Annotated in this window: 21 protein-coding genes; 9 read left to right on the top strand and 12 right to left on the bottom strand. The window is 46.8% G+C overall.

Annotated features, from left to right (window positions below; genetic code table 11):
- Window positions 1-24: 24 nt before the first annotated feature.
- Window positions 25-3648, top strand: coding sequence for a DUF6443 domain-containing protein (locus tag HYN59_RS15225; RefSeq protein ID WP_108779099.1), 3624 nt, complete (start codon window positions 25-27; stop codon window positions 3646-3648).
- Complete coding sequence (locus tag HYN59_RS15230; RefSeq protein ID WP_108779100.1) at window positions 3636-4430, top strand: TPM domain-containing protein; 795 nt, start codon at window positions 3636-3638, stop codon at window positions 4428-4430. The genes HYN59_RS15225 and HYN59_RS15230 overlap by 13 nt, the downstream gene beginning before the upstream one ends.
- Window positions 4431-5807: 1377 nt before the next feature.
- Here HYN59_RS15230 and HYN59_RS15240 read toward each other — a convergent pair.
- From HYN59_RS15240 to HYN59_RS15270, 7 genes are all read right to left on the bottom strand, one after another.
- Entirely contained in the window at window positions 5808-6560 is a 753-nt protein-coding gene (locus HYN59_RS15240; protein WP_108779102.1) for an LOG family protein, read from the bottom strand.
- Window positions 6560-7546 carry a baeRF3 domain-containing protein gene (locus HYN59_RS15245; RefSeq protein WP_108779103.1) on the bottom strand — a complete coding sequence of 329 codons (987 nt, stop codon included), beginning with the start codon at window positions 7544-7546 and terminating at the stop codon, window positions 6560-6562. The genes HYN59_RS15240 and HYN59_RS15245 overlap by 1 nt, the downstream gene beginning before the upstream one ends.
- A gap of 142 nt (window positions 7547-7688) precedes the next feature.
- On the bottom strand, window positions 7689-8339 hold the full coding sequence (locus HYN59_RS15250) for a BON domain-containing protein (RefSeq protein WP_181369460.1): 651 nt from the start codon (window positions 8337-8339) through the stop codon (window positions 7689-7691).
- Complete coding sequence (locus HYN59_RS15255; protein ID WP_108779105.1) at window positions 8326-9015, bottom strand: DUF6629 family protein; 690 nt, start codon at window positions 9013-9015, stop codon at window positions 8326-8328. The genes HYN59_RS15250 and HYN59_RS15255 overlap by 14 nt, the downstream gene beginning before the upstream one ends.
- Before the next feature lie 16 nt (window positions 9016-9031).
- Complete coding sequence (locus tag HYN59_RS15260) at window positions 9032-9493, bottom strand: hypothetical protein (RefSeq protein ID WP_108779106.1); 462 nt, start codon at window positions 9491-9493, stop codon at window positions 9032-9034.
- Window positions 9487-10158: a BON domain-containing protein gene (locus HYN59_RS15265; protein WP_108779107.1), complete on the bottom strand. Its 672-nt coding sequence runs from the start codon at window positions 10156-10158 to the stop codon at window positions 9487-9489. Before HYN59_RS15265 ends, HYN59_RS15260 begins: the two co-directional genes overlap by 7 nt.
- 40 nt (window positions 10159-10198) lie before the next feature.
- Entirely contained in the window at window positions 10199-10867 is a 669-nt protein-coding gene (locus HYN59_RS15270) for a BON domain-containing protein (RefSeq protein WP_108779108.1), read from the bottom strand.
- Between the two features lie 822 nt (window positions 10868-11689).
- Between HYN59_RS15270 and HYN59_RS15275 the strand changes: the two genes are divergently transcribed.
- Window positions 11690-12517 (top strand): ATP cone domain-containing protein, encoded by an 828-nt coding sequence (locus tag HYN59_RS15275; RefSeq protein ID WP_108779109.1) that lies wholly within the window; start codon window positions 11690-11692, stop codon window positions 12515-12517.
- A gap of 4 nt (window positions 12518-12521) precedes the next feature.
- Window positions 12522-13877 carry an MBL fold metallo-hydrolase RNA specificity domain-containing protein gene (locus tag HYN59_RS15280; RefSeq protein ID WP_108779110.1) on the top strand — a complete coding sequence of 452 codons (1356 nt, stop codon included), beginning with the start codon at window positions 12522-12524 and terminating at the stop codon, window positions 13875-13877.
- Here the strand turns inward: HYN59_RS15280 and HYN59_RS15285 are convergent.
- Window positions 13872-16364: a cation-translocating P-type ATPase gene (locus HYN59_RS15285; RefSeq protein WP_108779111.1), complete on the bottom strand. Its 2493-nt coding sequence runs from the start codon at window positions 16362-16364 to the stop codon at window positions 13872-13874. The two genes, HYN59_RS15280 and HYN59_RS15285, sit on opposite strands and share 6 nt — an antisense overlap.
- Before the next feature lie 226 nt (window positions 16365-16590).
- Here HYN59_RS15285 and HYN59_RS15290 point away from each other — a divergent pair, with 226 nt between their 5' ends.
- Genes HYN59_RS15290 through HYN59_RS15305 form a run of 4 tightly spaced genes read left to right on the top strand, consistent with a single transcriptional unit; the run spans window position 16591 to window position 20666 of the window.
- Window positions 16591-18135: a L,D-transpeptidase family protein gene (locus HYN59_RS15290; protein ID WP_108779112.1), complete on the top strand. Its 1545-nt coding sequence runs from the start codon at window positions 16591-16593 to the stop codon at window positions 18133-18135.
- Window positions 18132-18902: an MlaE family ABC transporter permease gene (locus HYN59_RS15295; RefSeq protein ID WP_108779113.1), complete on the top strand. Its 771-nt coding sequence runs from the start codon at window positions 18132-18134 to the stop codon at window positions 18900-18902. The genes HYN59_RS15290 and HYN59_RS15295 overlap by 4 nt, the downstream gene beginning before the upstream one ends.
- A gap of 4 nt (window positions 18903-18906) precedes the next feature.
- Window positions 18907-19668, top strand: a complete 762-nt coding sequence (locus HYN59_RS15300) for an ABC transporter ATP-binding protein (RefSeq protein WP_108779763.1) — start codon at window positions 18907-18909, stop codon at window positions 19666-19668.
- Window positions 19668-20666: an MlaD family protein gene (locus HYN59_RS15305; protein WP_108779114.1), complete on the top strand. Its 999-nt coding sequence runs from the start codon at window positions 19668-19670 to the stop codon at window positions 20664-20666. The genes HYN59_RS15300 and HYN59_RS15305 overlap by 1 nt, the downstream gene beginning before the upstream one ends.
- Window positions 20667-20689: 23 nt before the next feature.
- Here HYN59_RS15305 and HYN59_RS15310 read toward each other — a convergent pair whose 3' ends face one another.
- The 4 genes from HYN59_RS15310 to HYN59_RS15325 all read right to left on the bottom strand — a co-directional run bounded on the left by HYN59_RS15310 (window position 20690) and on the right by HYN59_RS15325 (window position 22981).
- Window positions 20690-20980, bottom strand: a complete 291-nt coding sequence (locus tag HYN59_RS15310; protein WP_108779115.1) for a chaperone modulator CbpM — start codon at window positions 20978-20980, stop codon at window positions 20690-20692.
- Window positions 20981-20985: 5 nt separating this feature from the next.
- A complete protein-coding gene (locus HYN59_RS15315; protein ID WP_108779116.1) occupies window positions 20986-21879 on the bottom strand; it encodes a DnaJ C-terminal domain-containing protein in 894 nt (297 codons plus the stop codon).
- A 269-nt stretch (window positions 21880-22148) separates the two neighbouring features.
- Window positions 22149-22499 carry an early set domain-containing protein gene (locus HYN59_RS15320; protein ID WP_108779117.1) on the bottom strand — a complete coding sequence of 117 codons (351 nt, stop codon included), beginning with the start codon at window positions 22497-22499 and terminating at the stop codon, window positions 22149-22151.
- Window positions 22496-22981 (bottom strand): DoxX family protein, encoded by a 486-nt coding sequence (locus HYN59_RS15325; RefSeq protein ID WP_108779118.1) that lies wholly within the window; start codon window positions 22979-22981, stop codon window positions 22496-22498. The genes HYN59_RS15320 and HYN59_RS15325 overlap by 4 nt, the downstream gene beginning before the upstream one ends.
- A 147-nt stretch (window positions 22982-23128) precedes the next feature.
- On the opposite strand from HYN59_RS15325, the gene HYN59_RS15330 reads away from it, so the two are divergent.
- A complete protein-coding gene (locus tag HYN59_RS15330) occupies window positions 23129-24358 on the top strand; it encodes a helix-turn-helix domain-containing protein (RefSeq protein WP_108779119.1) in 1230 nt (409 codons plus the stop codon).
- Window positions 24359-24379: the final 21 nt, after the last annotated feature.

Consider the following 24379-nt stretch of genomic DNA (forward strand, 5'->3'; position numbering starts at 1 on the left):
CCCGCAATCTTTTAAACAGACATTATGAAGAAACTTCTATACATACTCCTGATTTTTCCGTTGACAATTTTGGGGCAAACAACCTCGCAAAATTATGTCAAAACATCGGTTTACCGGGAAGAAACACAAACAAGCGATCCCACTAAAGCAAAGACTGCTGTAACTTATTATGATGGCCTTGGACGGCCAATACAAAAAGTTGTCGGAAAGGCTTCAGCTACAGAAAAGGATATCGTTACACATATGGAGTATGATGACTTTGGCCGCCTGGCGAAAACTTATCTTCCTTATCCGGCTGCTACGAATGATCTTTCTTTTGGTAGCGGGTCCTATAATGCTACCCTACAATATTACAGCACGGCCACAGGTATAGAGCACACCGGCAATCCGTATAGCCAACAATTTTTAGAACCGTCCCCGCTAAACAGGATGTTAAAACAGGCTGGCCCGGGAGATGCATGGAAAGGTAATATTTCCGATAACAATGACCACACGGTAAAATTTGCCTATTTGTTTAATAGAGATAATGATAATGTACGAAAACTCAGAGCTGTTGCATCATGGAATTCGGTAACCGAAATATATGATATCACCTTTACTAATGATGGTATGTATACAGCAAACCAATTGTATAAAACCATTTCACAGAATGAGAACAAAACAGGCGATATATATATTAGTGGTAGTACCTCACTATTAAAGCTGAATACTGTTGAGGAGTTTAAAAACCGGCAAGGGCAGCTTATACTAAAAAAAACTTTTAATAAAATGCCGAATGGCACAGGCGAAGCTTTATACACGAATTATATATATGATCAGTTTGGCAACCTGACTTATGTATTGCCGCCAAAGATACCTATGATGACGATACCACCTCAAAGCGATCTTGACCTATATTGCTACCAGTATAAATACGACAGCCGCAATCGCCTTGCAGAAAAAAAACTGCCCGGCAGGCAGTGGGAATATATTGTATATGACAGCCAGGACCGAGTTGTAGCTACCGGACCCGCTCTTTCGCCTTTTGGTTCGCCGGGCACTACTCCGGAACAAGGCTGGCTTATAACGCGATATGACTCTTTTGGACGCGTAGCCTATACAGGCTGGAAAAGTGAGGGTACGACCACTTTTACATCTGGTATGCGCAAAACAATGCAGGATGTGGCAGTTGCTATTGCCGAAAAAACAACTTCGGCAGTTTCCATTGATAATATACAAGTTTATTATACCGATACTTTTGCGTCAGGTACCAAACTACTTACAGTAAATTATTATGACAATTATGTCTTCCCTGGTGCGCCGTCAGCGCCATCAGGTTCCATTGAAGGACAGTCATTGCTGACTAATTGCAAAGGTTTGCCTACAGGATCATGGGTTAGGGCACTTACTACTTCAACCGAAACATTAGGCCAGCTATCGTATACATTTTATGATGCTAAAGGCAGGCCGATACGTTCTTATGATGCCAGTTATCTTGGTGGATACACCACGACCGACAGCAAACTCGATTTTGACGGTAGCTTATTATATAATATCACAAAGCACAAACGCATAGCTGCGGATAATGAGCTTACTGTAAGGGAAGATTTTGAATACTCGGCACAGGACAGGCTAATAAGTCATAGCCATAAGATAAACAGCCTTGATACAGAACCCCTTGCAGCATTTACCTATAATGAGCTGGGTCAGGTGACACAAAAAAGTGTTGGTACTACGGGGGGAAGTTCCGGCATCCCGATACAAAATATGAAGTACAAGTACAATATAAGGGGATGGCTTACCGATATAAATAATGTTGATGCACTTACCAGTTCGCCTGGTGGCATTACAACCCTCTTTGCCTTTAGGATAGGCTACAATACAATTACCGACCCCGTAGGGGATGTGGTTCCGTTGTATAACGGCAATATTGCAGAAACATATTGGCGGAGCAGCAGCGATAACGTACAGCGTAAATACAGTTATGAATATGATGAATTGAACCGGTTGACCGATGCCTATTACCAAAAGCCGCAGGAAACCATTCAGCTAAATAACAGCTATAATGAATCGGTTACCTACGATAAGAATAGTAACATTTTAACCCTCAAGCGCAATGGGGGACTAGACGACCCTAATACTGTAATAGCTATAGATGATCTTGCTTATGGATATATAGGCAATCAGCTGATGAGGGTAACCGATGCTACCAATAGCCCACAGGGATTCAAGGAGTATGTTACTACCTCATATCGTTATTCTTATGATGTTTATGGCAATATGAAAGTTGATAAGAATAAAGGCATAACTGACATAACCTATAACCATCTAAACCTGCCGGTAGAAATTGTTTTTAGCGGCAGTAACAAAAAAATAAATTATCTTTATAATGCGGCTGGTGTTAAGCTGAAAAAAACAGTAACTGATGGCAATACAAATGTGGCTGTAGTCGATTATTTGGGAGGTTTTCAGTATAAAGGTGGGGCACTGCAATTCTTCCCGACATCCGAAGGCTATGTGGATAATACGGTTACAGGTGGCACTAACAATTTTAATTATGTGTACCAGTATAAGGACCATTTAGGGAATGTTCGGATGAATTTTGCCTACAAACAGGCTTTTGGCCTTGTAATAAAGGAAGAAAGCCACTATTATCCATTTGGCTTAAAGCACATGAATTACAACATGGACGAGTGGGAATACCAAAACGAAGGTGGCGATATTGTACTGGGTCCACCGCCCGTAACACCAACAGGTAAGTTGCCTAATAACTATAAGTACAACGGCAAAGAGCTGCAAGACGAGCTGGGACTGAATATGTACGACTATGGCGCAAGAAATTATGACTCTGCGTTGGGTAGATGGATGAATGTAGACCCTAAAGCGGAGGTATCAAGAGGATGGTCGCCGTATGTTTATGCTTATGACAATCCGATGAGATTTATAGATCCAGATGGGATGATGGCCATAGATGGTGATGATTGGTTTAAAAATAATTTTACTGGAGAAGCAACATATATACCTGGCGCTACAGAAGACACGAAAGTTGAAGGATATACTTATATGTGTGCAGAATGCGAAAAATATGAAATATCGCCAATTATCCGACCTCAGGGTCCATTATCGGAGGGGAATGTTTTATACCAAGCAGACGGAAGTAAATTACCTCTGATGGACGGTCTTACTATACCTACACCTGCCCCATCACAATCTGGAAATGGCAATGGAGGCCTTTCATTTGGTTTAAGCATGGGTGGGGCTATGGGGGGCGGCATAGGCTTTGAGCTTGGTCTTGTAAAAGATTTTGCAACCGATAATTGGGCAGCATATTTTTCTTTTAAATCACATGTAGGTTTAGGTGGAGGTGTGGGAGTTAATGCAAGTGTTATTACCCCAACTGGTAAAGATGATTTCTTAATTAGTGATTTTGCAGGTACATCAATGGAGTTTTCGGGGGGAATAAATACTCCACTAGGTGGAGGAGGATACAGTTATGGTGGTACTAGTCCAAAACCTGGTAATGGAATTTTAGATAGAATATCAAAAATAGGTCAAGGCCCACGCGGGTACACTACTGGGAGTATATCACCAGAATTGTCGGGTCCTTCTGCAAAAGTGAGTGTGGGCGCATTGACAACTAAAACAGAATCATACATATGGGATTTTTAAATCAAAATAAATATAAATTATTAATAGCTGTTACAATAATTAGTATAATGTTTTTTTTAGCGAAAAGACTACATGTAAATGATAATTTCTACAATAGAATGTTTGAAGATAGAAAAAATGAACATTATTCAGGAATTATAGAAAAAAAGTATATTGATAACGAAGAACATAATATTCCACAATTGAAGTTGAAAGATACTATATTATCTATGGAAACTGAATTTTGGAACAAACTTTCAGTTGGAGATTCGATTGTCAAGATTAAGGGAGAAGACTATATTAGTGTATTTTCTAATAAAAAATTAAAAATTGTTCTTGATTATTCAAAATATTTTAATGAACTGTCTGGAAAAAAAATAAATAAGCCGAGTATTTTTTATCCAAATCAACAAGGTTTAATAAATGATTTTGATAGTATCTTCACAAATGACCAAAAAGATGAACTTAGTCAAATGCTGTTAGATTATAATATTAAGAGCAAAAATAAAATTATAATAGCATCTTTAGATTCCATACCCACAGATATTAATTTTCAAGTATATGCCGAAGATCTAGGTAGAAGATGGAAGATTGAACAAAATAATCAAGGAAGGACTATTCTAATTGTGTTCAGCAAAAGAAACCGAAAGGTTGCTTTGACCAAGACAAACGCAGTTGTAAATTTATCGGAGGATAATATAAAAAGTATAGTTTCAAAAGAAATATTGCCTGACTTTAAAAGGGACAATTACTATCTTGGAATTAAAAAAGGTATTCTTGGAATAATGAATAAATGGAACTAATTATAGTAGGGATGTCAATCTTTAGTGTATCAATGTGTTGATATCCGTTGTGGATAGATACGTTAACCTGAAAACAATATTTTATAAAAAATATGACTCAAATAAAGAACAGCCTTCAGGTTGTTCTTTGTGTCTTTTAAAGCCTTAGAAACCTATAAAGGGCTGTTGTAATATCTGGCATATCAAATTTTTTCATATTAATTAAACACTTTTGTAGCGCTATTTATAATTTCTTACATAACCTCAATAACCTCCACAACCTTACAAACATGGTGAACACCAAAGCAACCGCACCCTCCATGACCGCGCCGTTTACCCAAGGCGAGAGACAGGTAGCTGTCTGGGTGCATTGCGCTTGTGGTGGTTGTGTATGCCAGTCATAAACTTGCTGGCAATTATATCGTATTTGAGTTGGGTGCTGGGTGAGTTATCAGTAGGGAAGCCGTTTAAGTTTGGGAGGTTGTTTTTCATAATTTCTATATTGTTTGCCATGAAGGTAAATAATCCAATTCTCCCCCGCCAGCGTTTTCAAAAGAAATGGCAAGATTGAAGATGAATCCATCATCTCTCCCGGTCGGGAGAGATGATGGATCATCCATTTTATGCAGCTATCATATTCCTTAAAAGGCTTACCCGCTCGGTTGTAATCACTACACCAGCATAATCATTGTACTATTGTTGTTTCCTCTCGTGTCCGATATACGTTACCAACTCTTTCATTGAGACCTTAGACCTGTTTAACCCATCAATCATAGCCATGCTTTCCTGAACTGGGAAGGAAAGCGCGCTTAATAACTGACATAGGTTTATTTCATTCTGTAGTCGGAACTTGTCAGGGTTTCAGAAATAGAAATTGTCCCTGAATACCTGCAACAATCTAACGCGATATTTAAAGAGGAGGTGTCACAATCTGTTAAAGTTGACGAAAAGCTATCGTTATATATACAATTTACCAGAATGAAAAGCCGAACAACGGCAGGATTCTTGAGTCTATGCTACCCAGATTGGATGTCAAACATTAAGCATTATTCTCGATATGATTTTCAACGCTTAGCTGGAAAATATGTTGGTCGACTCTGAACCACACCCGCTTATTTATGTGTACGAGCCATGGATTCACACAATTTAAAATCACTAAAATGCACAAATCTTCCACTAGACAAAATACCATTAACTTGGAAATAGTAACAAAATATCTTAACAAACTACTCTAGGTAGGATAGTAGTCAGAAAGTCGCAAAAAAATAGCAGCCGCAAAGCATCACAAACAAAATCAATTAAATTGTTATAAAACAGCAATTTAACTGGGTTTTCATTTTTAGCCACTTTATCTTTATTTAGTGATGTTTGAATACCATTTATAAAATCAGGGATCAGCTATTTTTTTGGTGGAAGGTTGCGCTCGAAGAGCCAGCGGAATGGCCGTATCCGGGACTTGGGCTTTAGCCCGTAGCGCCTGATGCTTTGCTCCATTATGAATGTCTTTGCCTGTTGTATGTCATCAGTAAAAATAAGCAGCTCCAGGTCATGGTCGCTTACCGTTCCTTTGGATTTCATCCGGGAAAGATGTTCCAGCAATGTATTGTGGTATTCCTTGTTGAAAATGATAACCGGAAAGTTTCGGATCTTGCCGGTCTGTATCAGCGTCAGGGCCTCGAATAGCTCATCAAGTGTGCCAAAGCCCCCCGGCATCACGATGAAGGCAAAGGAATATTTCACAAGGAGGATCTTGCGGACAAAGAAATGCTTCACCTGCACCCACCGGTCTACATATAGATTAGGCTTTTGTTCTACAGGGAGCTGTATATTGCAGCCCACCGAACGGCCACCGGCCTCCCTTGCCCCTCGATTGGCAGCCTCCATTAGCCCCGGTCCCCCGCCGGTCATGATTGTAAAGCCCAGCCGTGCGAATTCCCCGGCGGCCTCGCGAGTAAATTCATAGTAAGGATGACCCTGGCTGAAGCGTGCTGAGCCGAAAATGGTGATACACGGGCCTACAAAATGCAGCTTACGGAATCCACGTATGAGTTCCCAGAATGTTGTAAAGGTGAACTTCAGTTCCTGAAACCTCGACTGGGGGCCTTCCAGGAACTGGATCTCCGACTTTCCTGACGTTTCTTTTGTTTCCATCAGCTGCAGAGTTTCATGGCAATGCTGCCCAGGGTACCCATCTCACCGGCTTGGCCGAAAAGCACTTTTCCGCGGTGCTTGACTACATTCCAGATGATATCACAATATATCTTTTCATCTTCGGGGGTAATGGCTGCATCGTGATCCACGACCAGTATGTCCCCCCTGCCCTGCTGAGATGCTTCTAATATATCAGGCAAAACTGTCAGGGCTCCCCCTGTCCCGGCAAGGTCCTTTACCATAGCGATCAGGTGCGCCCGCAGTTTGTCCTTCCGGCTGAGTAGTTCCGACCATGCAGCGTTAGCAATATTGTGGTAGGAATGGCCTGCTTTTAGCGTTATATGCGCCGGATACACCGATGCGAAACGTGCAGCCTGCATGTAGCGGCTATACATGGCAGGGGATGCAGCAATTACATAACGCAGCCTGGAAGTGTTGAAGCGGGTGATAAGCTCGCGGTCCAGGCTGTCAAAAAGGCCGGGGATATCTTTGGGCAGGCCGGGGCTGCTGCCGGGTACCAGGGGGAAAAATCCGTCTTTGGTTTCGGATAGTACCTTATCGTTCTGCGCATGGAGCAGCCGTACACCCTTGTGGTCAAGCAGCAATATATTGTAGTCGCAGAAATTGTTACTAACCTCGATAAGGGGGCGAAGATCAAAGCGGTCGGCTACCTGTACGCGGTTCTGCGGCACGGGAAAGGGCGAATAAAGGACCTCCCGGACACCCTCGGATAAGAAAATGCTCATGCTGCCGAACTCATGGTGAATGGCAACTTCCGCAGGAAGCAACTGGAGTTTCTCGGGCACCGTCGTATCCCCGGGCAGGTCTGCCCCTTCCTGTATCATAACTCCGGCCTGTGCTGCAAGCCTCGCTAACTCTGTTGCGCAATGGTCGGGTGTTGTGCACGGCGCAGCGGTGTTCATGGATATCGTTACGCAGGACGTTCCCCTATGGGAGGCAATCCCCTTGAAGTCAATAGTTTCCATAATACTTGTTTTTTTAAAGTTTTTGTATCATTCAGGCAGCAGCTCCGCTTTTTGCGGGACGCTGCAGTATTATTGCCAGCCAGCAGTGCAGCAGTTTAAGAACCTTTACTATGATGCTGTGAGCTGTGGTTTTTCCATGTTTTTACAGTACTTCCAGCAGGTTCTGTACGTGTTCAGCCCCCGAGGCATTCCAGGCCATCTTTTCGGCTGCTTCTTTCTGAGCAAGCGAGGGTACGCTTCCCCGAAGGATAATTGTATTGCCAAGGGCTTCTACGGTAATATCATCATCGTCAATATCGCGATTGCGAAACAGCGCTCCCTCGACATCCCGCGCATCGGCTTTATGGTCCGGTTGTGTTCGCACAGTGATCTTATTGTTTACGCCTTTTACCCCCAACAGCTGTGAGGCGGCCTCGCGGGCGGCTTCCCTCTGAAAATTCCGGCCTACCTCGCCCTCCAGGGTAACATAGCCGTCACTGACCCTAATCCTAAGCTGCTTCCAGGGAATCTCCCAACGCCACTGGTAGGCCTGATGGATGGCTTTTTCGATCTCAGCGTCAGTGAGCACCATTGGGCCGTTTGGCGCGACTATAATATGGTTGACAATACCCCTTACACCACTGACATGCCTGGCCGCGCTTTGGGCAGCTTCCTTTTGGCTGTATTGTTCAACCTTACCCGTTAGGATTACTACGCCATCCTCTACTGCAACCGCAATAGGGATATCGTCCACCTCAGGCTGGAAGTAAAGCGACCGCTCCACATCCAATTGAATGGTTTCATCTGTTTTCATATTTATCATGATTATTTAGTTGTTGTAGCCCTTGCGCGGCCCCATTGCCCGAAGCAAATATCCAATAGATGAATCCGCTGATTACGGCTGCAAAAAAGCACCAGGCCGATACGAAATCACGATCGTACAGTACTTTTGCTGCAAGGTACGACAGTGTTAGAGCTACAGCCAGACGATACATACCCCTGATGCCGGAAACCCAGAACGGGGCAAGGATGGCAAACAGGTAAGGCAGGCTTGCCATGATATGGTAAGGAGAATGCTGGTGCTGCATGTACCGGATATGGCAATCCGCAACGGTTACTCCCACGCTATAAGTAAACAGGTAAAAAGCCAGATAAAGGGAGGTAAAAATGCCGATGATAAGAAGCATGCGGAGAATATTCCTGCGCACCCTGTCCCGTTCCGGCAGCAGCAGTGCTAAGGGGATCAATACCGGCCAGACCGATTCAGCCACAAAAAGGTAAAAATAAGCAAGGTCTGTCCTTAAGCGGTAAAGCGAAAGGTTTCCCATCGAGACCCATATAAGGCCCTCGGCGAATTGCTGGATTGCGAAAATTAGGGGTATGCAGGCAAAAAGCAGTTCAATCCGCTGCCTTGCCTTTCCTATGGAAGCTGCGCCCAGGGCTGCCAGTAAGACTGCCAACGTAAAGCTTGCAGAAGATGAGATGCACATGGCGGTATGTTTTTAGTTAAGGTAAAGTATCATTTCCCAGCACTGCAATGGTGCTGGCGAGAGCCTGCAACGCCTCGCGGTAGTCCTTTATAAAGGCCGGATTATCGTGCTCGGTGCGCTCAAGGTGTTGTACCGCGTCCCTGTAGGCATCACTATGCCCTTTCAGCCTTCCCCTTAGTTTATCCAGTTGGTACTGCGCCTTGATAAACTGCCTGCGCCGCGCCGCCATATGCCTTCGCCTGCCCGGGTCGGCCGTTTGGATATCCACCAGTGTAAGCAGTGAATCAAGCCGGCACAAAGTGCTGTCCGCTTCGCGCTCAAAATCCCTGTACTGGGAAGATATTTTGATTGCCGGCACAGTATCCCTGATAGCGGATGTCCTGATTTGGGTATCTCCTGCACCATTACAGCCGGGCAGCACCATAACGGCCAGGACAAGGCCTGTCAGGCGCAGGAGTCGTAGTTTAAGCCTCAACATAGGTAAGGCTGTTCAAGGTTCACGACAAGGTTATTGATAACCTTTGTCACCCCAGGGGTCTTGTAGGCGAGCTTTTCCGCTTCTTCCTTTTGGTAGAGCGAGCATACCGTACCCTTAAGCTCCACAGCCGTGCCATGCACTTCTACTTCTATTTCATCGGCATCAATCGACCAGTGCCTGCGCATGGCCCGGACCACCTGGTCGCTATCCACCTTTTCAGCCAGCTCCTTCCCCAGCCTGATCTCATTGGTCACGCCCCTTACGCCCGGCAGGTCTTTTACCAGGTGGCAGGCATGCTCACGCTGGTAGTTCCAATGAAGGGTTCCCTCCAGTGTCAGCCAACCATCCTCAACTGTTACCGTGAGGGCATCCTGGGGAATGATAAGGCTCCCTTGAAGCATCCTTACAGCATCTCTGGCAATATCGATATCATCGGCAAAATCGCGTTTGCCAATGTGTACCGACACTTCGTCCACCACCGCCCTTACCCCTGCAACAGACTTTGCGGCATGTTCCGCCTCTGTTTTCTTAGCAAGGGAGTCTACAATGCCGCTTAACGTTACGATCCCGTCGCTAACGCTTACTCCGATTTCCGCAGCATGGAGCAACGGCTCGTAACCCAGCGCCAGCTGCACATCGTATTGCAATTCTTCATTTGTTTTCATAGTGAAAGGTTTAAAGGAACCCTAAAGCCCCCGTTACACATCAGGCATAGAGGTAGTCGTATTCCACCACAAGCTGGTTGTCTACAAACCATACTCCGGGCGTCTTATAGGCAATGCGCTCGGCCTCATCTTTCTGGAAAAGCGAAGACACTATGCCGCTCAGGCTGATGGTAGTGCCATGGGCGCGCACATGGATCTTGTCAGAATCGATCGCCCAGTTGCGGCGAAGGGCATCCTCTACTTTTTTCTGCTCGATCTGGTCCTCGACCTCAGACTTTATCATTAGCTTGTTGGTCACCCCCCTGACACCGGCCAGGTAACGAACAGCGTTCCTGGCGGCCTGCCTCTGGAAGTCCCAGTGCAGGGTGCCCTCTAAGGTAACCCAGCCATTATCTACCGTTGTCTTGATCTTGCTGTCAGGCACCGACCAGTTTCCCTTCAGGGCAAGCACTACGCTTTCAGCGATATCAGTATCGCTTATTACAAAGCCATTGGCAAACCTTACTTCGATGTCGTCTACTACCGCCTTTACACCTGCTACGCTTTTGGCCGCCTGTTCGGCTTCGGTCTTTTTAGCATAGCTGTCTACCGTACCGGTCAGCGTCACAATTCCGTCATGCACGATCACGCCGATTTCAGCTGCGTGGAGCAGCGGTTCCCATTTGATGGCATCCTGCACATCTTTTTGGAGTTTTTCATTACTTTTCATGTTTACCATTTTTTTAGCGTTAATAAAACTGTTGGAAAGCGAGGCAACATTTAGCCGGGCCGCAGAAACAAAATTGCTTTATAATCCAACAATAAAACATGATATTGATCAGACAAAAAAGTGATTTTAAGCACTTTGTATATTTTTAGGCTATTCGGTTATTTTGCTATGCGGTTAATCGTTTTGCAGGCATTAAATGATTATTACATCGGAATATTTACGACATTTGGTTAAGCTTCGGGATGAAAACAAGGCGCTTTTTTGGTCAACCATCCATTGATGCCAGTGCACCATTGAATTTATATTATAATGCCGCAATTGTCTCCTGAAGACACCAGTCCGGGCTTCCTGACTATCAGGCAACTCAATGTATTGCCGGTTGTTTAGTGCGCCTTTGCAAAACACAACCTTAACGGGACTCTGTAAAGATCAGCCGCAAGGACCCTGCCTCGCTTTCAGGCATTTCAACGGAAATAGTTAGTCGTACTATTACCGATGAGGAATAAGGTGCCGGTGGATAAACCGGCAACACTATTGCTATCCCGGACATTGAAAAGTTCAGCAGGATGAAAAACTGATACATGATGAGGATCACATAATTACGTGACCGGCATCATCCTTTATAACTTGTGTAGATTTTAATTTTGTTAACTATTTTTGATATTCAACTAAATACCAGCACCATGACACCCGTTGCAACCACAACGAACCTACTCTCCTGCCTATGGAATGAATTGTTGAATGACCCGTCTACAATAATTGGATAATCCCAACCGAGCGTTGGTAATTTAAATTATACAAATACCTCAAATAGCTACTTCTATGAAAGTAATAAAACGCTCAGGCGACATCGTAGACTTCGACAGGAAAAAGCTGGAAAACTCCCTGTTGCGCTCTGGTGCGATGCCATCCGTCGCCAGCCAGGTCCTGGCAGGGATAGACTCGCAGCTACACGAGGGCATTACCACCAAGCAGATTTATAAGCAGGCATTCGCTATGCTCAGGCGCGCATCCAATGCGCACGCAGCACGCTATAACCTACGGACTGCCTTGCTGCATCTTGGACCCGCAGGGTTTTTCTTCGAGAAATTCATAGCGCGTCTGTATGCCGCACAGGGATGGCAAACCGCAACAAACTTAATGCTACAGGGCAATTGCGTGTCCCACGAGGTGGATATTGCCATGCGCCGTGATGGTGTTATCATTATGGCCGAATGTAAGTTTCACAATAGCCGCGAGGCCATCAGTGATGTCAAAGTGCCCCTCTACATCCTGTCCCGGTTTAATGACCTAAAACCAAAAAAGCATGAGTTGTTTGGTATCTCAGATCACATCACCCAATGCCTGATCGTGACCAACAACCGCTTCAGTGCAGATGCCGTCACTTTTGCGAACTGTTCCGGCATGCAGCTCCTGAGTTGGGATCTGCCGGCAAACGGGTCTATCAGCCTACTGACAGACCGCAACGGCCTGTACCCCGTGACCTGCCTTACTACCCTGACAGCGATAGAAAAAGAAAAGTTACTGATACTGGATATACTCCTTGTTAAGGAAGTCCTGGATCATTCGGACTGCCTGCATAAAATTGGCATTAGCGAAAACAGGATAAAAAATGTACTAAAAGAATGTTCTGAACTACGTAATACATGAAAATATGAAAATAAGATTTTTAGGCGGTGCCGGTACCGTAACAGGATCCAAAACCCTTGTGGAAAGCAACGGCGTAAGGATATTGATTGACTGCGGCCTTTTCCAGGGCCTCAAAACCCTGCGGGAACTAAACTGGGAACCCCTACCGGTGCTGCCCGAAACGATTGACTACGTACTGCTCACCCATGGCCACCTTGACCATTGCGGCTGGCTGCCAAGGCTCGTAAGCCAGGGGTTCCGGGGCAAGATTTTCTGTACGGGCCCTACGCGCCAGATCACAAAGCTGATCCTTCTGGACAGCGCAAAGATACAGGAGGAAGAAGCGGAAAGAGCCAACAGGGAGCACTATTCTAAACACGAAGTTGCCGAGCCGCTCTACAACATGGAACAGGCAGCTGCTGTATCCCCATTTTTCAGGACCGTCAAACCACACGAGGAAATAGCCCTGGATGCAGATATAACTGCCCTATTCTCCAAAGCGGGGCATATCATAGGCGCCTGCAGCATAAGCCTTCACCTGGAAGGCAAGACCCTGGTTTTTTCCGGGGATATCGGCCGTGATGACGATGTGCTGATGTTTGCCCCTGAAAAGCCCGTTCAGGCTGATTATGTATTTTTGGAAAGCACCTATGGCAACAGGCTGCATCCCCATGCCGATGTGCTGCTACAGCTTGAAACTTTTATTACCAACACTATTGATAAGGGCGGTACGGTCATTATTCCCGGTTTTGCGGTAGAAAGGGCGCAATCGCTCATGTTTCTCCTTTGGCAGCTCAAAAAGCAGGGAAGGCTGCCCGATGTGCCGTTTATACTCGATACGCCTATGGGCGCAAATGTACTGGAGGTTTTTACCCAAAATACATCCTGGCACAAGCTTACCCCTGAGGAATGCTCGGGGATGCTGCAGCGCTTTACCATTACATCGGCCTTCGAGGATACGTTGGCTACAATAGCGGATAAGCAGCCAAAGGTTATTCTTGCCGCCAGTGGCATGGCAACCGGGGGCAGGATACTCTCTTACCTGGAATACTATATAGGGATCCCGGAGACTACCGTTATTATTACCGGCTACCAGGCAGAGGCCACACGGGGAAGGAAATTACTGGAAGGAGCCCGTGAAATAAAGATCTACGGACGATATTTTCCCGTAAGGGCAAAAATACTGCAAATCGAAGGGCTCTCTGCCCATGGTGACCAGAACGACCTGCTCAACTGGCTTTCCGCATTAAAAGTAGCGCCAAAAAAGGTGTTTTTAGTACACGGGGAAAACCAGCCAGCCGACGAATTGCGCATCAGGATAAATGAGCGTTATGGCTATCCCTGCACCGTCCCGCTAATGGGCAGCGAGGTTGAGCTATAATTTTCTTCGCCTGTAGTATTTGACCGCCTCGTACCACAGGACGGAGCTTGCAGCGACCAACAGGCACCATAACACTTCCGATAAAGGGACCGGCACAAATTGGAATACCGAAGAGACATCCGGCACCACGAGGGTTACAGCCAGGATTGCCATAGTAGCTAACAGGACATACGCTATCAGGGGATTTTTGTAACGCACCACCGTCAGAATCGAATAAACGCGGGAGCGGCTGACCTGCGTAAGCAATATATTGGCCAGTACAAGGGTTGTGAACACAAGGGTGCGGGTGTGCTCCCCGGTAAAGCCCCTTGCTACCGAGACCTGATAAACCAATACAAGTCCTGCAGTGATGGCCGCCCCCTGCAGGAGGCTATGCGCCAGTTCTCCCCAGCTGAAAAAAGAAGCTTCAACCGGGCGTGGCGCAGCGTGCATAGTATTTTTCTCTAAAGGATCACCTTCAAAAGCTACCGAGCAGGTCGGCCCCATGATAAGTTCCAGTACGATAACGTGCAGCGGTGAGAAAATTGCAGGGTAGGTCCAACCCAACAGCAACGGCAGCAGGACGATAAGTATAATAGGAATATGGATGGCAATGATATACTGTACGGCCTTCTTGAGGTTGGCATAGATCTTTCTTCCTGCGGCGATGGCGGTAACCATTGCCGAAAGGTCGTCTTCCACCAAAACCAGCGAGGCAGCCTCTTTGGCAATGGCCGTGCCTTTCCTGCCCATAGCAATGCCGATATGGGCAGCCCTGAGCGCCGGGGCATCATTTACCCCATCCCCTGTCATGGCAACGACCTGCCGGTTTGCCTTCAGGGCATTGATTATCCTGAGCTTTGCCTCGGGGAACATCCGGCTGAATATTGCATTATCCCGCACGGCTATCGATAGCTCCTCATCAGAAAGGCGCATTAAATCTTCCCCGCCTATTGCCTTATCATATCCCCTAAATCCAACTTCCTTAGCAATGGCCTCTGTCGTAAGGCTGTTATCACCGGTAATGATCTTCACCTGTACGCCTGCATCATAAAACTGTTTTAGCACCATTGCCATATTCTCTTTGGGCGGATCGTAAAAAGCAACAAGCCCCATATAATCCAGGTGCAGGGCCATTTGGTCTTCAGGCAGTATTTCATCAGCGGCACTACCAACGGCAAGTACCCTGTAACCCTGTGCTGCCAGCGCAGTAAGTACCTCCCTGACTTTTTGCTGATGCGAAGTTGTAAGCCCTGAAGCCCTCAGTACCGCCTCGGGGGCACCTTTTACCGCTATTAGGCGATGTCCCGACGCATTTTCGTACACATGAGTCATCATAGGTGGCTGGCCTGAAAGGGGATATTCGCGTACCATTCTATACAGAGAACGTTCATCATTGTCTGTAAATAAGCTATATGCGTCATGAAGAGCCTTTTCCATAGGGTCGAAGGGTATCGGCTCACTGGCAAACATCGCTATTTGCAGCAATTGCCCGGCAGGCACAGACAGTGTTGTGGCAGTGCCTGCGTCTGTTATTGTTCCGTCCGGTAAGGCGAGTTTTGCGAGGCTCATCCTGTTTTGGGTAATTGTTCCGGTTTTATCAACGCATATCACCGTAGCACTGCCAAGGGCCTCAACCGTTTTCATCTGCTTGACAACAATACCCGAGCGCATGAGCCTCCATGCGCCCAGCGCCATAAAAGTAGTGTAGGCAACAGGTATCTCTTCAGGAAGGATGCTCATGGCAAGGGTCAACGCCTTGAGAAGGCTTTTAATAAAAGAACCCGACTGATAAAAATTAATTGCCCAGACCAGCAAAAACACAATAGTGCCTATTATCGCCATATTACGTACAAAGGCGCGTATCTGCCGCTCCAGTGGGGTGCGTTCTATTACCACCTGTTTCAGCCTGTCCCCTATCATTCCAAGCCTGGTGGCATTGCCGGTGTGAGTAATACGGATAACGGAGAGCCCGGATGTTACAGCTGTTCCGGCATAAACTAGCCTGTCCGGCCCGTTCTCATCCTTTTCCACCGGGAATGCCTCACCTGTAATCACTGATTCGTTAAGGGAAAAGTCATTCGCCTGCAGGATTTCGCCATCCGCAGCAACGGTCTCGCCTTCCCTGGCAATCAGGCAATCGCCCGGCACGAGGTCGGCAGTATTGATAAGCATCTCTGTCCCCTCGCGTATAACCGTGCATTGCGGCTGGGTAATTTCCTTTAATTTTTTAAATGCATTGTGGCTGCGTCCCTCCTGCACTACAGAGACCACAGCAACCAACAATACCGCCGAAAAAAGCAATAAGGCATCCGAAAACTTTCCGCTTATGAGATAAATGGAGCTCGCAGCAAGGAGCAGGATAATCATGGGTTCAGTGACAATCCCTTTGAATATGCGCCAAAAAGGATGACCGGATTTTCCGGACAGCACATTCAAGCCATGGGCAAGCCGGGCTTCCCGTACCTGGTCCTGGCTGAGTCCTTTAAAGGTATTTGTTAACGCCATATCTATAATGATAGTAAGTAGTTATGAACACCATTGCCCTGATTGCAAAGGTACACATTCTGTTAATGCATAATATGATACCCGTCATTCAGCATGGCTTTTCTGTACCGGGTCCGCAAAGCAGTGACCGGGATACTGGATGAGTACTTCTAAAGGCAGGAGGCATGTTCAGGCGGACGTGACGGGCGTCATATATTTAGCGCCCTACCCTTCGTAATATTGCAGGATGAAAAGGCTATCTTACCTCCCGGACTTACTAAAAAAAACAGGCCAGTTGCTGCTCCTGGCGGTCCTGTTGTGTACGGCTGAGAGCAAGGCTGGCGCAAGTGTATTGCAGGAGGGCCAATTTATCTGTAAATCGGATATCGCTTCATATTGCCGCAATTACACACGGTTTGCTTACCTGGAAAAAGAACTTGCCGCACTCTACAGCAATGACAGTGCCTTTATATGGTTTGACGATGTGGAGTTAAATGATTTTGCGTATGTCGTTTATAACAATGCGGGGCAAATGGCCAACGAGGGGCTGCCCCAATCTTTTCCCTACGCACAACGTTTCGAGGCTATTTTTAACCAAGGCGTAGACAGGCAGGTTGAGACCGAACTGCTGATCAGCTCCCTTTACCTGTTCTATAACCGCAAGGTGTACGGGGGCCTAAGTGAGCAGGACAGCGCCGGGACCGGATGGCATCTCCCAAGGGAAAAAACCTGCCTTACAGCATTCAACGATTCCCTTGGACTAAAGCCATCCCGCAGGTTGTTTGGACAATATTACAACCTGAAAAAGGGGCTGCAGCGGTACCTTCAGATAGAGCAGGAAGGCGGCTGGGACTCTATTGCCGTCCCGTCTGCAGAGATCCACGTAATGCCGGGAGACAGCGCACCGTTGATCCGGAAGATCCGGACCAGGCTTTATATCGAGGGCTACCTCAACACAAATTCGGGGAGCCTTGTATATGACCGGGAACTTCGCCAAGGCATTGATGCTTATCGCCAACGGCAGCATATGGACAGTGATAGTCTGATCAATGCAGCACTTATTGATGCGCTGAATATCAACGTTACAGAGCGTATCCGATGTATTGCTGTAAATATGGAGAGGTGCCGCTGGATTCCTGATGGGATAAGCAATGCCCCAACATGTATCGCGGTAAACATACCCTCATACCGGCTCCTGTATATCAGGGATGGCATAACGGTACTTGAATCAAAAGTAGTGGTGGGCACCCGGGAGCATAGGACAGCAGTCTTTACCGGGGACATGGCGTACATCGTGTTCAGCCCCTTCTGGAATGTGCCCTCCAGCATATATAACAATGAAATAGCGCCGCAACTGCGTCTGGATCCCCGTTACCTGGACACGCACAATATGGAATGGCACGGCAAGCAGTTGCGCCAACGGCCCGGACCCGGAAACCCTCTTGGGCAGGTAAAGTTCATCTTTCCGAATTCCAACAGCATCTACCTGCACGACACCCCGTCCAGGAGCCTGTTTGAGAAGGAAAATCGTGCCTTTAGCCACGGCTGCATCCGGGTGGCGCGGGCGCGGGAATTGGCAATAGCGATCATGCAGGCCGATGCAGGATGGACGGAAAGCGAGGTTGACAATGCCTTAAATTCGGCAAAGGAACGGTACTACACGCTAAAGCATAAGATTCCCGTATATATCGCTTACTTTACTGCATGGGCTGACCAGGACGGCAAGGTTTCGTTTTTCGATGATATCTATCAAAGGGATAAAAAACTCCAGAAATTATTATTGGAAGAATGAGCCTGACTGCTAACATACGCGATTTTTTTGACGAAACCGGAAAGGTTGCGGCCTTTACAGGCAGGTTCTTTAGTGTGGGGTTCACCCCGCCGTATGAAACGAAAGAATTTATCAGCCAGTGCTACAATATTGGATACCGCTCTTTTGGGCTTATAGCCTTAACCAGTTTTATCATCGGGTTGGTGCTGACGATGCAGCTGCGTCCTGAACTTGTGGATTATGGGGTTGAATCGCAGCTTCCCGTTATGGTGGGCATTGCAATTATCAGGGAGATAGGCCCCGTGATTGCAGCACTGATATTTGCGGGAAAGATTGCCAGCAGTATTGGCGCTGAACTGGGATCGATGAAAGTAAGCGAACAGATCGATGCTATGGAGGTTAGCGGTACGAATCCATTTAAGTACCTTGTATCCACACGTATCCTGGCCTGTACCCTGATGCTGCCACTACTTATAGTAATGGCCGATGCCATAGCCCTTTGGGGTGCCTACATAGGTGTTAATATGCAGGGAGTTACAAGCCTTACCCTATTCTTTCACCAGGTGTTCAGCTCCCTGGGGTTTAATGATGTGCTGCCTGCACTTGTAAAAAGTTTCTTTTTTGGCTTTGCGGTCGGGCTGGTAGGCTGCTATAAAGGCTATACCGCTGCAAAAGGCACCCGGGGCGTAGGCAATGCATCCAATACAGCGGTAGTGCTTGCTTCGGTGCTGATATTTATAATTGACCTGTTGGCTGTACAGATTGTCGAAATGCTGGGATACAACTGATCACATGGAAAATTCGAACACCAATAACACAGAAGGCCACGCAGCGGCTATAACAATTAGCCACCTTTGCAAGAGGTTCGGTTCAAACATGGTGCTTGACGACTTTAACCTCACCGTGTATAAAGAAGAGAACCTGGTAGTGCTGGGCAAATCCGGCTCAGGGAAGTCGGTACTCATAAAATGCATCATAGGGCTCATTTACCCGGACAGTGGCAGCATAACTGTTAATGATACGGATGTACTGGCCCTGGGGCACCATGAGCTGGACAAGATGCGTGCCCGGGTAGGCTTTCTTTTCCAGAGCAATGCGATCTACGATTCCATGACGGTGAGGGAAAATCTCGAGTTTCCGCTGCGCAGGCGATGGATCAGCCTGGAGCAGGCCGAGATTGATGCATTAGTAGCTGAAGCCCTGGATAATGTGGGCCTTGGGCATACAATAGATATGATGCCCGCAGAGCTTTCAGGGGGCATGCTCAAGCGGGTTGCACTCGCCAGGACTCTTATCCTCAAGCCTGAGATCATACTTTATGATGAGCCTACTTCGGGACTGGATCCGGTTACAGCAAGGGAAATTGAGAACCTTATACTGGCCCTCAGGCAAAAATACCATATCACTTCGGTCATCATATCCCATGATATGAACTGTGTTAAAAAGACCGCAGACCGTGTTGTACTTTTACTTAACGGAAAATGCTATGCCGAAGGGACCTACAGGGAATTCAGGGAATCACAAGACAGGAACATTAAACAATTTTTCGAATAATGACTAAAGAGGGCTTAAATACGGTACGGCTGGGGATTTTCGTCATTGCAGGGCTTGTGCTTTTAGTTGCCGCACTTTTTATTATTGGCAATAACGGAAGCCTGTTTGGCAGCAGCGGAGAGCTCAGGGTGCGATTTGACAATACCTACGGACTGCAGAAAGGCAATAACGTTTTCTTTTCAGGCATCAATGCCGGTACGGTAAAGTCTGTCGTGCTTCTTGATGAGGCTACCATCGAGGTGACCCTGCTTATCGACCGGGACATAATGCAGTACATTCCCGAAAATTCAATGGCTTCCATTAGTACCGAGGGGCTTATGGGCAATAAATCCGTGAATATCACCCCTGCGCCGCAGCAACATGCGAAAGTGCACAATGGTGATTACCTGATGCCGGCACGGAAGGCTAATATCGATGATATGCTGGAGACACTTTCAAAAAGCAATGACAATATTGCAGCAGTATCCCTTGCGCTGAAAAATACGGTATCGCAGATAGAAGGCAGCAGCCTGCTTAAAATGATCGACGACCCGCAACTCTCCAGGGATATGATGGCCTCTGTGAGAAACCTCAACGGGACGATGGAGAACGCGCGGCATATAACATCGCAACTGGATGCAGTAGTGCTTGACGTCAAAAATGGGCAAGGCGCTGCCGGGCTGTTACTTTCCGATAAGGAATTTGCCGGCGATATAAAAAATACGGTAAATAATATACAGCGTGCAAGCGTACAGATTGAGTCCATGGCGGGAGAACTGAACGAAGTAGCCCTTACGCTTAAAGCCGGTCTAAACAGTAAGGGGCCTCTTAACGCAATAATGACGGATAGCATTATGAGCGAAAAAATCAAAAGCAGCCTCGATAATATCGAAAAAGGCACTGATAATTTCAACCAGGATATGGAGGCGCTTAAGCATAACTTCCTGCTCAGGGGATATTTCAGGAAACTTGAGAAAAAGAGGGCTAAACAAAAAACAGAAGGCCAGGCAAAACCATAGATCAGCGCCTTTTTCTAATATACTTATTCATAAATTTTCAGTTTCTCCTGTAAGGCCCTTATTTCATGCTGCATTGCCTGCATTTTTTCCAGGAGGTGAAAAACGGCATCCAGGCCCTCGGGATTGATGTTCAGTTCCACATGCAGTCTGATCAGCTTTTCCAGTTTGGGTAGCTCTGCCGGATCGATGTATGCTTCGGTATTAAGATATATAATTTTTATAAGGCTAAACTCATGTAATGTCGTCAGCAGCGAAACGCCCACCTGGTGAATTTCGCAAAATGGCTTTAACTGTATAAGGTCTTTTGTTTCCATACTTTTTATTTTGAAAGGTTTGCCAGTTGTTCAAACAATTGTTTTTGCTTTTCGTCGAGTTGGGAAGGAATTACAACATTAAGGGTTACATACAAGTCTCCAAACTGTCCCTCTTTCTTATATACCGGGAAGCCCTTGCCTTTAAGCCTGAGCTTTGTGCCATTTTGCGTGCCTGCCGCTATCTTCAGCTTTACTTTTGTATCCATTGTCTGGAATTGCACCTCACCGCCGAGTACTGCTGTGTACAGGTCGATATCCTGCGTGGCGTAGAGATCGTTTCCGCTTCGCCTGAACTTCGGGTCCTCCTGTATTGAAAAGGTAATGTACAGGTCGCCGTTGGGCCCGTTGCCCGAACTGCTACCCCCCTGCCCTGCGAGCCTGATAACCTGCCCGTGCTCTACTCCCGCCGGTATAGTGATCCTAAGATTCTTACCCTGCACGGAAAAAGTCTGCTGGTGGGTCTTAGCTGCCTGCTGCAGGGTGAGATTCAGTGTTGCGTTAATGTCCTGGCCCCGGAACCTGGCTTGTCCGCGGCCGCCCTGCCCGCCAAACATGGATTCGAAAAAATCAGAGAAATCACCTCCCTCAAAACCGGCACCGGAATAGCCGTAGCTGCCGGCACCTTGTTGCTGACCCTGCTGCTGTTGTTGCTGTGCCCTGCGGTACTGCTCATATTCTTCGCCGTGTTCCCAGTCCTTACCAAATTTGTCATATTTGGCCCGTTTCTCCGGATCGCTAAGCACAGCGTTGGCTTCATTGAGTTGCTGAAACTTCTTGTTGGCTTCCTTATCGTCCGGATTAAGGTCGGGATGCAGCTTACGCGCAAGCTTTCTGTAAGCCGATTTTATCTCGTCAGCGGAAGCCGACTTGTCTACGCCCATTATATTGTAATAATCCATAAGCGGTTAAATTGAAATTATATCTGATTTACTTGTTGGCAATGTGCAATTTACGCAATTTTAAACCAATGACCTAGATCATTCTGACACGCCAGGCCACAATGATATAGGTCATTTTGCTTTCGGTTTCCACCTATTACCTTTATGGACAACTTAAACCCCGGGGCTATGAAAAAATACTCTCCCCCACAGACTTTTCAAAAATTTCACTGAATCGCAAGCTATCCAGCCCGGATACAACCGAAAAGCCAACAGCCTCACTTACCCAACTAGCGGGTATTGAAGGTATCGTTGAGAACAACTTCTTTATCCGCGCCAAATACCGCTTTCCTGTTGGCTCCCTCCGGGAATTCGAACTGGCCGTTAACCACATACTTATATTCGGTAAACCGATAACCCGTTGCCATTGTAACGGTAAGCCTGTACTGCCCGGCAATACTGTCCAGCTGCATGGGTGTGTCCTGTTGCCAGCTTAATGGCTTATCGCCTCCGCGCACCGATGCCGTGCTGCCCGGGGGAATCCCTTTAGCGGAAAGCGTAAATGTAATGTTTCTGGTAGTGGTTGGCTGGACGCAGGAAACAAGCAGCCACCCGGCCAGCAAGAGGTATACGTATCTCATTTTTTGATTTTTTTAGTGATTAAATAATCCAGGCCGAAACGTCCGCTTCCGAGCACCATGGTGTAGAGTGTGATGAAGGCAAAGCCAAGGGCCGGCAGCATATTCCAATATCCGCTTTGAAGCTGCTGGCAAAAAGCGGCAACCAGCATGGTTATACAAATCAGCAGCGAAGCAACCCTCGTCTGCAGCCCTGCAAGCAGCAGCAGTCCCCCTACCGCCTCGCTGAATCCTCCCATCCAGGCGAAGAAGGCGGGGAAAAGTGCGAACGGGCCGCCAAATTGGGCAACGTCATTGGGAAACCAGAAGGCCACTTCAAAGAGTCCGAGATTAAGGTCCGGGTCAGACCATGGCATCCCGAATTTCTGGGCACCGAAATTAAAAGCCATAAAATAGCCGCAGACGAGCCTTGGCAATGTGAGCACGGCATCTTGTGTCCAGTGCGGCAGGATGGCCGGTGCCGTAAGTTTTTGGAATAGTCGCATAATATATCGATTTTCAGCGAAAGTAATCACAGTGCAGTACACCGAAGTACCAAATTATAATTTGGTCACTACTTCCGGTTTATTATGCTATATTTCAATATCTTTAAAACCTGAAAATGTAATTCTGCAAGTTAACCAAAGACGTTTATGCAATTTGATTTTGGGGTTCACAGTTCGCTGTTGCTGGTCTTCCAGGCGCACATCATGGTTTATTCCGGGCTGTGCTTTCGCAGGTATTTGGCAGACAGATACGCATCTGATTTGTGGCTTTCCTTATTGCTGCTCCTTTCGTTTCTCTATGTGTGCCCGTGGATGCTTGGGTTTGCAGGATGGTATTCCCTCCAGCCTTTCAGGGATATCCTTTTCTATGTGCCTTTCCAGCATTTGTTCTTTTTAGGCCCTGTCATCCTATTTTATACGCTTAGCCTTTTAAATCCGGGATTCCGGTTCCGAAAAAAATACCTGGCCCATTTCGTACCCGGGCTGGCATACATTATCTACTCGGCGGTGCTATGCATTTATGATAAGCTTATTTTCGGAGGCTATTATTTCCTGGCTGATGAGCAGGACAGGGATTTTGACGACTGGTACCAAATCAGCGGGTTCATTAGCATGATTGTCTACTTTATTGCAGCATTGCGGTTTTACATCAGTTACCGCAAAATCACGCTTAATTTCCTTAGTAATGCCGATGCATTCTCATTCGTCTATATCCGAAATTTCCTCATCGCTGTGCTCGGTATCCTTATCAGCTGGTGCGTGATCGCAATATTCGGGCTTTTCTTCAGGGTCGACTTTATTGACAGCTGGTGGCACTTCCTGTCGTTTTCGATATTCAGCTATTACATTGCTATTGCAGGCTATTCCAACGCAATCAGGTCGAGGATTTATATCGAAAGCTGGACCCTGCGATCGACCGGAAGGATACTCCTGGCAAAAGGAAGCTCCGGGCGGCAAATCGGTTTTCAGGATACAGTGCTCCTGGCCGAACCCCGGGATTGGAATGAACCGCCGGAAGAAGCGTTACCTGATGATTACTCTGAATGGCTGCAGAAGATCGATTCGATGATGCAGTCTGAAAAAAGTTATGAAGACCCCGAACTTTCACTCCCACAGCTTGCGGCGCGCCTTCGGCTAAGCGTACCCGCACTCAGCAGGATAATCAATAAAGGAGCCGGCAGCAATTTCAACGATTTTATAAACGCTTACCGTGTACAGGCAGTGATTGGATTGCTTACCGCGGGCGGCCACAAGCGAAACACCCTGTTGGGCCTCGCGTACGATTGCGGCTTCAACAGTAAGACTACCTTCAACCGTGCCTTCCGGAAAAAGGCCGGTATGTCCCCTAAAGATTTTATAGCATCCCTGCCTAAATAATCGGACAATTTATTCTTATCT

It is taken from the genome of Flavobacterium album (assembly GCF_003096035.1).
Taxonomy (GTDB): Bacteria; Bacteroidota; Bacteroidia; order Flavobacteriales; family Flavobacteriaceae; genus Flavobacterium; species Flavobacterium album.